We start from the raw sequence: 11,785 nt of genomic DNA on the forward strand, positions 1-11,785 counted from the left end.
GGGGCGGAGCCGCAGCCCCGCCCCTCCGCGATCGATCGATCAGCCGATCAGTCGCAGCTGCCGAGCCACGCAACCGTGGCCGAGAGCGACGGCTCGCCGCCGAGCAGCGTCACCGAGGTGGGCTGCAGTCGGTCGAGCTCAGCGAGCACGCGCGAAGGCACGCACGCCGAGGTGCTGATCAGCAGGGGCGCACCCTGGGCACCGGCGACCGCGCCGCCCGCGAGGGCGTCGGGGAAGCTGAACCCGGAGGCGAGGTAGGCGCCGTTCGGGGCCGCGTCGAACGCCGAGGCCGTCACGATCGCGCTGGTCGCGAAGCGGTCGACCCCGCCGAGCCGGCGGACGCTGAAGCCGGCGTCGACGAACTGTGCGGCGTTCGACGACGGCACGGCCTTGGTGTCGCCGACGATCCGGACCCGCGCAACGCCGAGGCCCTCGAGCGTCGAGATCGTCGCGGCCGGGACGGCCTCGCGCGTGTCGACGAGGACGAGCGGCAGGTCGAGGTGACCCGCCGCGGCACCCGCGGAGAGGGCGTCGGGGAACCGCAGGCCGGTGGCGACGTATGCGCCGTCGGCCGACTCGAACGCGTACTCCGCGACGAGGCGGCTCGTCTCGAAGCGATCGGCGCCGGCGATCCGGTCGATCGTCGTGACGCCGTCGACCTCGCCGATCGACGCCTCGACCGCGGCGCTGAGCGTCGGCTCGCCGCCGACGATCACGACGCGCTCGGCGCCGAGCCGGTCGATCTCGGCGAGCACGTCGTAGGACACCGAGCCGTGGCGCGCGAGGAGGAGCGGGCCACCCTCGTGCGCGGCGGCCGGGGCTGCCGTGAGCGCGTCGGGCCAGCGCTCGCCGCTCGCGACGTAGACGACCGGAGCGCCCTCGGGGTACGCGGCCCTCGAGATCTCGACCGCGGTCTGGAAGCGGTCCTCGCCCGCGATGCGGGACGTGGGCTCGACGACCTCGAGCTGGAACGGCACCTCGCTCGTAGCGGTGCGCACCGCGTAGGCGGCGGTGACGGGGCCGGCGGCCGTGGCCTCGGGCGTCGAGACCGTGAACGTCACGGTCGCCGACGTCGTGAGCGGGTTGCCGGAGGCATCGGTGTTGACGACGACGTCGCCCGTGCCGACGACGGCACCGGTCTCGTCCACGATCTCGACCGTCTCGGACGCCACGGCGCCGAGCGAGCGGATGCGGTCGAGCTGGCGCACCTCGACGGTGCGCTCAGAGCCCGCGGCGACCGCGCCCTCCGGCAGGCCGACGACGTCGACGTGCCGCACCGAGTAGTCGGGAGCGAGGCCCGGGTTGTCGGCGAGGTACGCGAGCAGCGCGTCGAGGTCGACGAGGCCCGAGTCGCGCTCGTCAGTGCCCTCGGCGAACGCCCAGAAGTTGTCGCCAGGGGTGCCGCCGTTGACGCCCATGAGGAACGAGGCGCTCGCGATGCGGATCTCCTGGTCGGGCGAGACGAACTCGCCGTCGATCGCGATGTCGCTCACGCGGTCGTCGATCGCGCGCGACGGGTCGGAGACGTACGTGACGTTGTCGCTCAGGCCGAGCTGCAGGTAGGTGCGGCCCGTCGCGAGCGGCACGCCTGCGGCGTCGCGCTGCCACTGCTGCTCGAGCAGCAGGTCGAGCTCAGCACCGGTCATCGTGATCGTCCAGAGGTTGTTGCTGAACGGCAGCACGTTGTTCGCCTCGGCGAGGCGCACGACACCGTCCTCGGTCTCGGGCGAGGTCGCGGCGTACAGCAGGCTGTCGCGCACGCCTCCCGGGTTGACGATGCCGATCTCGGCGCCGCCGCGGCCCTCGGGGGCGAGCTGATCGCGGTACATGTTGGCGACCATCTGCGCCGCGGTCGACTCCTCGCCGCGGTTGCCGTTCGAGAGCGCCGGCACCGTGATGGGGCCCGAGATCGTGCCGACCTCGACGTTGCCGATCACCGCGGCCTCGGCGACCGCCGCGTCGACGATCTCCTTGACCGCTGCCACGCGCGGGTACGCGGCCACGAGGTCGGCGGGCGCAGCCGTCGTGCGCGCGTGGTTCGTGAGCACCTCGACGGAGACGTCGAGCGACGCGCGGTCGACCGCGAGGACGACCTGGCCGACGAGGTTGGAGTACTCGTTCGACTGCACGACCGGGCGCGTCTCGCCCGAGGCGCCCGGCACGGGCGCGAGCCACGAGTAGCTGCGGTGCGTGTGGCCGTTGAAGATGACGTCCACGTCGGCGGAGAGGCCGTTGACGATGTCGCCGAAGGGGCCGCCCGCGGCCGCATCGGCGGCGAGCAGCGCCTGCTGGTCGGCCTGCGATGCATCGGCCGGGAGCACGACCTGCGAGCCCTCGTGGAGCTCGGCGACGATGACGTCGGCCTCGCCGTTCGCGGCGTCGCCATCGGTGAGCGCCGCCGCCACCTCGTTCACCGCCGCGACCGGGTCGCCGAACTCGGCGCCCACGATGCCGGAGCCGTCGACGAGCGTCGGTGTCGACTCGGTCACGGCGCCCACGACGCCGACGGTGATGCCGTCGATCTCGAGCAGCTCGTAGGCGGGACCGATCGGCTCGCCGTCGAGCGTGACGTTCGCCGAGAGGTACGGGAAGTCGGTGAGGCCGGCGACGCGACCGGTGAGGTCGTCGACGCCCTTGTCGAACTCGTGGTTGCCGACCGCCGAGGCGTCGACGCCCATCGCGTTGAGCACCTCGATCGTCGGCTCATCGCCCTGCGAGGCGGAGGGGAACGCGGATGCGCCGATGCTGTCGCCGCCCGAGAGCAGCACGGTCGACTCGGGGTAGTCGGCGCGCAGCTGCTCGATGGTGCCGGCGAACTGCACGGTCGTGCTCGAGTCGATGCGACCGTGGAAGTCGTTGAAGTGCAGCAGGTTGACGACCGCCGTGGTCGCGGGGTCGACGGTGATGGGCGCGGCGTTCGCGACCGTCGGGGTGCTCACGAGCAGCCCGACGCTCAGCGCGCAGGCGGCTCCGGCCGCGAGCGAGCGCTTCGCTTTGGTGTTCACAGGATCTCCGAAGGCAAGGTGACAGGGGGCGGTGCGGGGCACCGTGACTGAGCCTATGGAGCGCGCGGCCGCTTGGCGAGCCCTTCGGGTGTCGGATCGGTGAATCCTGCGTGAATCGCGAGAAGGGGACCCCGTTCGGGGTCCCCTCCTCTGCTCCGCGGGTCAGGCGGCGTCGGCCGGCGCGAGCTCCGGCTCGTGCGGCTCCGGCGACGTGTGCGTGAAGACGAACTCGTCGTCGACGAAGTCGACCGTGACGTGCTCCCCCGAGCCCAGCTCGCCGTGCAGGATCTTCTCGCTCAGCACATCCTCGATCTCGTGCTGCACCGCGCGGCGCAGCGGCCGCGCGCCGAGCGCCGGATCGTGCCCGATGTGGATGAGGCGCCGCTTGGCCGCCTCGGTGAGCTCGATCGTCATGTCGCGGTCGAGCAGCCGCTCGGCGAGGCGACCGACGAACAGGTCGACGATCTGCAGCAGTTCCTCGGGGTCGAGCTGCGGGAAGACGATGATCTCGTCGACGCGGTTGAGGAACTCGGGCTTGAAGTTCTTCTTGAGCTCGTCGCGCACCTTCCCGCGCATCCGCTCGTAGTCGTTCTCGCTCGAGCCCTCGAGCACGAAGCCGACGGGTCCGCCCGAGATGTCCTTCGTGCCGAGGTTCGTCGTCATGATGATGACGGTGTTCTTGAAGTCGACCACGCGGCCCTGGCCGTCGGTGAGGCGGCCCTCCTCGAGGATCTGCAGCAGCGAGTTGAAGATGTCGACGTGCGCCTTCTCGATCTCGTCGAACAGCACGACCGAGAACGGCTTGCGCCGCACCTTCTCGGTGAGCTGGCCACCCTCCTCGAAGCCGACGAACCCGGGAGGGGCGCCGAAGAGCCGCGAGACGGTGTGCTTCTCGCTGAACTCCGACATGTCGAGCGAGATGAGGGCGTCCTCGTCGTCGAACAGGAACTCGGCGAGCGCCTTCGCGAGCTCGGTCTTGCCGACGCCCGTGGGTCCGGCGAAGATGAACGAGCCCGAGGGGCGGCGCGGGTCCTTGAGGCCCGCGCGCTGCCGGCGGATGGTCTTCGCGAGCACGCTCACGGCCTCCTCCTGGCCGATGACGCGCTGGTGCAGCGCCTTCTCCATGAAGACGAGGCGAGCCGACTCCTCCTCTGTGAGCTTGAACACCGGGATGCCGGTCGCGTTCGCGAGCACCTCGGCGATGACGCCCTCGTCGAGGATGCCCGTGTGGCCGCCGTTGCCGGAGCGCCAGTGCTTCTCGAGCCGCAGCCGCTCGCCGAGCAGCTCCTTCTCCTCGTCGCGCAAGCGCGCGGCGGCCTCGAAGTCCTGGCCCTCGATCGCACCCTCCTTGCGGGAGCGGACGTCGGCGATGCGCTCGTCGAACTCGCGCAGCTCGGGCGGCGCCGAGAGGATCGACAGGCGCAGGCGGGCCCCGCCCTCATCGATCAGGTCGATCGCCTTGTCGGGCAGGAAGCGGTCCTGCACGTAGCGGTCGGCGAGGTTCGCCGCCGCGACGAGCGCGCCGTCGGTGATCGTCACCTTGTGGTGCGACTCGTAGCGGTCGCGCAGGCCCTTGAGGATGTTGATCGTGTGCGCGACCGACGGCTCGTTGACCTGGATGGGCTGGAAGCGGCGCTCGAGCGCCGCATCCTTCTCGAAGTGCTTGCGGTACTCGTCGAGCGTCGTCGCGCCGATCGTCTGCAGCTCGCCGCGCGCGAGGAGCGGCTTGAGGATGTTGGCCGCGTCGATCGCGCCCTCGGCGGCGCCCGCGCCGACGAGCGTGTGGATCTCGTCGATGAAGGTGATGATGTCGCCGCGCGTGCGGATCTCCTTCGTCACCTTCTTGAGGCGCTCCTCGAAGTCGCCGCGGTAGCGGCTGCCGGCGATGAGGCTGCCGAGGTCGAGCGTGTAGACCTGCTTGTCCTTGAGCGTCTCGGGCACCTCGCCCTTGATGATCGCCTGTGCGAGGCCCTCGACGACGGCGGTCTTGCCGACGCCGGGCTCGCCGATCAGCACGGGGTTGTTCTTCGAGCGGCGCGAGAGGATCTGCATGACCCGCTCGATCTCCTTCTCGCGCCCGATGACGGGGTCGAGCTTGCCGTCGCGCGCGGCCTGCGTCAGGTTGCGGCCGAACTGGTCGAGGATCTGCGAGCCCTTGGCGTCGGACTGCTGCGTCGCGTCGCCGCCGACCGTCGTCGACTCCTTGCCCTGGTAGCCGGCGAGGAGCTGGTTGACCGTCTGGCGCACGCGGTTCAGGTCGGCGCCGAGCTTCACGAGCACCTGGGCGGCGACGCCCTCGCCCTCGCGGATGAGGCCGAGCAGCACGTGCTCCGTGCCGATGTAGTTGTGGCCGAGCTGCAGCGCCTCGCGCAGGCTCAGCTCGAGCACCTTCTTGGCGCGCGGCGTGAACGGGATGTGGCCCGTCGTCTGCTGGCTGCCGGTGCCGATCATGTCCTGCACCTGGGCGCGCACGGCGTCGAGCGAGATGCCGAGCTGCTCGAGGGCCTTGGCTGCGACGCCGTCACCCTCGTGGATGAGGCCGAGCAGGATGTGCTCCGTGCCGATGTAGTTGTGGTTGAGCAGCTTCGCCTCTTCCTGAGCGAGCACCACGACTCGGCGAGCGCGGTCGGTGAACCTCTCGAACATCGCTGCCTCCCTTCCTTGGTTCTCGAGCGTAGCCGCGGGGTGGGGGACGCCGCGGCCGTGTTCGCTGTGGGCGCGAACCCCGGATGCGGTCGGCTCGGAACGCTCCCGGGCTCGGCCGTGCGCGCGCCGCGCGCGCTGTTCGGGGTGCGCGCACACGGAACGCCTGGCTCGCCCCGATAGCCTCGGACGGACGTCGAAGGAGCATGGTGACCGATCAGCCCACCCAGCCCTCGGGCCAGCCGCAGCCCGCACAGCCCGGCTACCCGCAGCCCGGATACTCGCAGCCGCAGGCGGGCCCGCCCGTGCTGCCGCCGACGCCGGTCGGCCAGCCCGGCTACGGCGGCTACGGACAGCCGGCGCCGCAGGGCTACGGACAGGTCGGCTACTCGGGCTACGGCTACGGCCAGCCCGCGGCTGCGCCGCCACCGGCCAAGCCGGCACTGCTGCCCGCCGCGCTCCCGACGCCCGACCAGGCGTACGCGACCGCGCTCCGTCCGCTGACGAAGCGCGTCGGCCGCTGGTTCCTCGCGTGGGCGATCGCGATCGGCTTCTTCGCGGCCGGGCAGATCGTCATGCTCGCGCTCGTCATGCCCGGCCTCGTCGGTGCGCTGCTCGACCTCGACCCCGCCTTGGCGTCGGCGAATCCGGAGGCCGTGACCTTCGACGCGCTCTTCGAGGTGCTCGGCACGCCGCTCGGCATGGCGGGCATCAACCTCTCGTGGGCGTCGATGATCCCCGGGGCGATCGTCGCGACCGCCGCGTTCGGCAAGGGCGCGGGCGGCTACGTCTCGAGCGTCGCGGGCCGCTGGCGCTGGCGCACGACCGGCCGCGCGGCCATCGTGATCCTGCCGATCTTCGCGATCTACATCGGCGTCACGCTCTCGCTCGACCCGAGCGTCGAGTGGCAGTGGAACCCCAACTGGGGGCTCGTCGCGATCATCCTGCTCACGACCCCGCTGCAGGCGACGGGCGAGGAGTTCGCCATCCGTGGCTTCCTCACCCAGATGCTCGGCGGCTGGATAGCGAACCGCTGGGTCGCCTCGATCGGGATCGGCGTGCTCACCGGACTGCTCTTCGGCGCCGCGCACCTGAACCCCTCGATCGCAGCGACGCTGCAGCTCTCGCTCGTCGGCTTCACGTGCTCGATGCTCACGTTCCGCACCGGCGGCCTCGAGGCCGCGTCGGTGCTGCACACCGCCAACAACGTCTTCATCATGGTGCCGCTCGCGCTCACCGGCACGTCGGCGTTCTCGGCCCAGCCGGTCTCGGGCGAGGACTGGCTCTCGCTCGGCATCGCGATCCTCGCGCTCGGCGCGAGCTACCTCGCGGCGCACTTCTTCCTGCGCAAGGAGCAGCGCTGGACGAAGGGCGCGCCGGGCGCGGAGCTCCTCGTGCCGCAGCGGACGCCGCTCGAGCCGCAGATCGCGGCTCCCGTCGTGCGCTGACGTGCTCCGACGTCGGCGATGACCGGCGGCCCGGCTCGCGCGTCAGCGAGCCGGGTCGTCGGGCGACGGTGACGACGCGGATGCCGGCTCGGCCGCCTGCGCGGCCGGAGCCGTGCTCGGTGCGGCCGCGGACGCATCCGCCGATCCCCTGGGCGGCAGACCGGCCTTCGCGCGCTCCTCGGCCTCGATGCGGTCGTACTCGAGCCGGGCGGTGCGGTCGCCGCGGATGATCATCCGCAGCACCATCCAGAAGATGAGCCCGAGCACGATCGTCGGGATGAGCGAGAAGATCGCGTTCCCCCACCAGCTCTCAGGCATGCCGCCATCCTATCGCTCGCTGCGCCGCCCTGCGGTCGCTGCGAGCCGGCGACGCCGTCCGCTTCACTCCGGCTGGCGCGGCGAAGGCGTCAGGAAGTCGCCCGTCATGCCGAGCGTCGCGTCGGTCATCCGCATCGAGGAGGCAGCGTCGGGCGCGCTCCCGGTCAGCGCGCGGATCGCGTCGATCGTCTCCGGCACGACGATCGACTCGTTGTGCACCTGGTAGGTCAAGTACACCTCGTCGTCCTGCACGGTGATCAGGTCCTCCCAGATCGCCACCTCCCACATGTCGCCCCGCGGCCGGCCGAGGTCGCGCATGAGCTCGATCGTGGAGTTCAGCGCCACAAGACCATCGGACATCCGGATGAACGCGACGCGAGGAGCGGCGCGGAACGCGTCGAGCACCTCATCCCGGGTCACCTGCTTCGTCATCCGCAGGGTCCAGTAGTGGTTGTGCGTCTCCGTGTGCGCGCCCTTCGCCGCGATGGTGACGAGGTCGAGCTCGGGCATCACCGTCTGCGCGTCCGGCCCTTGATGCGAGGGGATCCTCGCTTCCGGGACGACGGTGTTCATGATGCCGCCCAGGTGCGATTCCCATGGATCTGTGGCGCGTCGGATCAGCACCCCTCGAGCGCTGGCGAGGAGGCCGGCGTCATGCAGCGCGCCCAGCACGCGGACGATGCTCGTCGTGTTGCACGACACGACCCGGGTGCTCTCGCGGCCCAGCGCGCTCTCGTAGTTCGCCTGCGCGACGAAGGAGTGCCCGGTCGTCTCATGCGACTCCCCACCCTGGAGCACGAACTTGACTCCGGCATCCCGGTACCGCTGGATGTTCCCAGCCGCGACGCGCTTCGGGGTGGTGTCCACCACGATGTCGACCGCGCTGATGAGGTCCCCGAGCGTACCGGCGATGTCCATTCCAGCCGCGCGCATGGCGTGCGCCGCGTCGTCGGTCGCGCCGTAGATCGGCGCCTTGCCCCTCGCGGCCATGATGCGCCAATCGGTCGCGACGTCGGCGATGCCGACGAGGTCCATGTCTGGCTGCAGCATCACCGCGTCGGCGACCCGCTTCCCGATCACGCCGTATCCGTTGACGGCCACCCTGGTCTTGCTCATCGCCCATCCTCCCGGTTGGTTCGGTGTGTTGGATCTTGCGCGCTCGTCGCCGACCGGCCATCCCCGCGCGTCCCTCGTGCCAGTGGGAACCGCTCGCTCTCGCCTCCCGCGAGGAGCGCGAAGCGTCCCGCGACTCCGACCCGGATGGGCGCTGCGCCGCACGGCAGCAGCGAGACCGTCACGAGATCTGGGCTCAGGGACACGTCGACCCGATGGCCCCGGTAGCCGACCTGGAAGCCCGCGTGCTCGAGGTGACCGGGCAGTCGGGGATCGAGGACGAGCGCATCCGCCTCAGTCCGCAGACCCGCGAAGGCACGGATCACGATGTCGACCGTTCCGGACATCGCCCCGAGGTGGATGCCCTCGCGCGTGGTGCCGCCCTGCGTGTCATCCAGGTCTGCGATCAAGGCCGCCCGGAACGTGGACCAAGCCTGCACCTCGTCGAATCGGGACAGGACCGAGGCGTGCACGACACGGCTGAGCGTCGAGCCGTTCGCGGTGCGGGGGAGGTAGTACGCGATCGTGCGCTCGAGGTCCCCCTCCGAGCACTCGTAGCCGAGACGATGCAGCTGCTCGATCACGCCTGCGGGCCCGAGGAGGTAGATCAGCATGAGCACATCCGCCTGCTTCGAGAGCTTGTACCGGTTGGTCATGTCGCCCTCGGCCTCGAGGATGAGGTCGAGCCGCCCGATGTTGCCGTAGGTGCTGCGGTAGCGCTGCCAGTCGAGCTCGAGCAGCTGCTCATAGCCGTCGAACTGGCTGATCACGCCATCGGCGTGGAACGGCACAGCAAGACGGCTGCCGAGCACGGACCACAGGTGGACCTCGTCCCTCGTGATGCGCAGCCGGTCCACGAGGTCGTCACCGGGATGACCTCGCAGCTCCTCCAGCACATCGGCCGAGCGGTCGCAGAGCCACGACACGAGCACGTTCGTGTAGGCGTTGTCGCGCAGGCCCTCGCCCGGCGCGTGCGGGTACCCATCGTGGTACTCGTCGGGCCCCATCACGCCGTCGATGTGGTATCTGCCCGTCTCCGGCTCCCAGCGCGCCGACGACGCGAACATCCGGGTGACCTCGACGATGAGCTCCGCACCGCGCGCTGCCAGCCAGTCCCGGTCGCCGGTGGCCTGGAAGTGCTGCCACGCGTTGAAGGCCACCGCGAGCCCGACATGGCGCTGACGGCTCGAGTTGTCCGGCATCCAGCGCGCCGAGCGCGTGTTGTACAGCTGTCGAGGGGTCTCCTCCCGTCCGTCGCTGCCGCTCTGCCAGGGGAAGAGCGCCCCCTCGAGCCCGTGTGCGCGCGCCGCGGCCCGAGCAGCATCCAGCCGCCGCCAGCGGTACTCCAGCAGCGCCTGACCGACCCGAGGGCATCGCAGCCCGACGACCGGCATGACGAACAGCTCGTCCCAGAAGACGTGCCCCCGGTAGCCCTCGCCGTGGAGGCCGCGAGCGGGCACCCCGGCATCGAGGGCTGCGCTGTGCACGGAGACGGTCTGCAGGAGATGGAAGACATGCAGGTTGAGGAGCAGGCGAGACTGCCGATCGGAATCGAGCGCGATCGCGAATCGACCCCACAAGCGCCGCCACGCCGCCACATGCTCGGTCAGCAGCGCCTCGAAGCCCGGGCGCCGACGGTCCAGCTCGATCAGCGCGGCAGCGCCGGGGGACGCGATGGCACCGTCGCGGGAGGTGACCACGGCGACAGCCTTGTCGATCGTGACCGGCCGGCCGTCCTCGAGCCAGAGGTCGAACTGCCGCCAGTGAGCCGCGCCGTCGCGCTCAGCGGCACGTGGTGTCACGGTCGCGTCGCCCGTGAGCGTGGTCCGAACGGCGAGCGCGATGCCGATCCGGCTCTGCACGGTGCTGACTTCGCACAGCACCGTGTCGATGGCCGCCTCGGTGAACGAGGGGTCGGAGAGGTGCCGGGTGCTGGCATAGGCGCGGACGTTGCCGTTCGCCACGGCCGCATCGATGCCGACCCGAACGCCCACGGCGCCGCTGAAGCCCTCGGCCGTGATGGTGGTCTCCAACCCCGCGAGGTGAGGGTTGTGCATGGCGACCAGCCGCCGCTGGAGGATGCTGAGGCGTTCCCCGGACTCTCCGATCAAGGTGGCTCTGCGCGTGAGGACCCCGCGACGCAGGTCGAGCTCGCTCCGCTCGGCGGCGACTCGGATCCCGCCGCTCGACCACCACGGTCCATCTGCGATGCGGAGGTCGAGCGGCAGCCAGTCGGGGACGTTGACCAGGTGCTCCTCCTCGAGCTCCTGCCCGTGGATCACGCCGGTGGCCCGGTTGTAGACCCCTGTCAGGTACGTGCCGGGATAGTGCACGCCGTCATCGTGATGCTCGGGACGCGCCCCTCGGGTCGCCATGTATCCGTTTCCCAGAGCGGTCAGCGCCTCGCGATGGCCCTCGTGCGCAGGGTCGAAGCCGTCGTAGACCAGGGTCCAGGGGTCGGTCTCGGTGGCGCCCAGGTCGAGCTGAGAGACGTCTCCCAGCACGACATCGGCGCCGGCCAGCTCGAGCTGCTCGCGGTTCCCCGTGCGATCGATGCCGACCACCAGCCCGAAGCCGCCGCGTCGAGCCGCCTCGACACCGGAGACGGCATCCTCCACGACCGCCGCGCGCGCCGGCGGCACGCCGAGCAGGCGCGCCGCCGCGAGGAACATCGCCGGATCCGGCTTGCCCGGCAGCCGCTCCTCCGCGGCGGTCTGCCCGTCGACGATCACGTCGAACTCGACGTCGAGCCCGGCTGCAGCCAGGGAAGCGCGAGCGTTGCGGCTCGCGGTGACGAGACCCACAGGAACCCCTCCCGAGCGCAGGCGCTCCAGCAGGGCGACGGTTCCCGGATAGGCGGCCACGCCGTCGCGGCGCACCGATTCGAGGAACAGCGCGTTCTTCCGCGCGCCGAGCCCGGAGACCGACCACTCGTCGGGCCCGTCCGCTGGACTGCCGTCGGGCAGTCGGATGCCGCGCGACGCGAGGAACGCGACCACTCCATCCTCGCGCTGCCTCCCATCGATGAAGCGCCGGTAGTCCTCACCCTCGTCGAATGGCCGTGCCGCATCGGCGGCCGAGAGCCGAGGATCTCGCAGGACCTCGTCGAAGAGCTGCTTCCACGCCGCCGCGTGCACGACCGCGGTCTGGGTGACCACCCCATCCATGTCGAACAGCACCGCCTCGAAGGGCACCGCGGTCTCGCGGCGCGTCGACTCGGGCTCGGTCGCGCTACCGGCTCGGCTGAACGGGCGCATG

Annotated in this window: 6 protein-coding genes; 1 reads left to right on the forward strand and 5 read right to left on the reverse strand. The window is 70.9% G+C overall.

Features of this window, described 5'->3' with window-relative positions; translation table 11 throughout:
- Window positions 1-47 precede the first annotated feature (47 nt).
- Complete coding sequence (locus L332_RS24560; protein WP_021010958.1) at window positions 48-3,005, reverse strand: cell wall-binding repeat-containing protein; 2,958 nt, start codon at window positions 3,003-3,005, stop codon at window positions 48-50.
- A 162-nt stretch (window positions 3,006-3,167) separates the two neighbouring features.
- On the reverse strand, window positions 3,168-5,651 hold the full coding sequence (locus tag L332_RS24565) for an ATP-dependent Clp protease ATP-binding subunit (protein ID WP_021010959.1): 2,484 nt from the start codon (window positions 5,649-5,651) through the stop codon (window positions 3,168-3,170).
- 206 nt (window positions 5,652-5,857) lie between these two features.
- On the opposite strand from L332_RS24565, the gene L332_RS24570 reads away from it, so the two are divergent.
- Window positions 5,858-7,096: a CPBP family intramembrane glutamic endopeptidase gene (locus L332_RS24570; protein WP_144061069.1), complete on the forward strand. Its 1,239-nt coding sequence runs from the start codon at window positions 5,858-5,860 to the stop codon at window positions 7,094-7,096.
- A gap of 42 nt (window positions 7,097-7,138) precedes the next feature.
- On the opposite strand, the gene L332_RS24575 is transcribed toward L332_RS24570, so the two are convergent.
- The 3 genes from L332_RS24575 to L332_RS24585 form a co-directional block, all read right to left on the reverse strand.
- The gene (locus L332_RS24575) at window positions 7,139-7,414 is read right to left on the reverse strand and encodes a hypothetical protein (protein ID WP_021010961.1); all 276 of its coding nucleotides are present in this window, start codon (window positions 7,412-7,414) and stop codon (window positions 7,139-7,141) included.
- A 63-nt stretch (window positions 7,415-7,477) separates the two neighbouring features.
- The gene (locus L332_RS24580) at window positions 7,478-8,530 is read right to left on the reverse strand and encodes a type II glyceraldehyde-3-phosphate dehydrogenase (protein WP_021010962.1); all 1,053 of its coding nucleotides are present in this window, start codon (window positions 8,528-8,530) and stop codon (window positions 7,478-7,480) included.
- Complete coding sequence (locus tag L332_RS24585) at window positions 8,527-11,784, reverse strand: beta-phosphoglucomutase family hydrolase (RefSeq protein ID WP_021010963.1); 3,258 nt, start codon at window positions 11,782-11,784, stop codon at window positions 8,527-8,529. Before L332_RS24585 ends, L332_RS24580 begins: the two co-directional genes overlap by 4 nt.
- Between the last annotated feature and the right edge of the window lies 1 nt (window position 11,785).

It is taken from the genome of Agrococcus pavilionensis RW1 (genome assembly GCF_000400485.1).
GTDB lineage: Bacteria > Actinomycetota > Actinomycetes > Actinomycetales > Microbacteriaceae > Agrococcus > Agrococcus pavilionensis.

Bases quoted from the DNA above. Each gene is read 5' to 3' on its own strand.
- L332_RS24565 (WP_021010959.1), bottom strand. From the start codon at position 5,651: ATGTTCGAGAGGTTCACCGACCGCGCTCGCCGAGTCGTGGTGCTCGCT.
- L332_RS24575 (WP_021010961.1), bottom strand. From the start codon at position 7,414: ATGCCTGAGAGCTGGTGGGGGAACGCGATCTTCTCGCTCATCCCGACG.
- L332_RS24580 (WP_021010962.1), bottom strand. From the start codon at position 8,530: ATGAGCAAGACCAGGGTGGCCGTCAACGGATACGGCGTGATCGGGAAG.
- L332_RS24585 (WP_021010963.1), bottom strand. From the start codon at position 11,784: ATGCGCCCGTTCAGCCGAGCCGGTAGCGCGACCGAGCCCGAGTCGACG.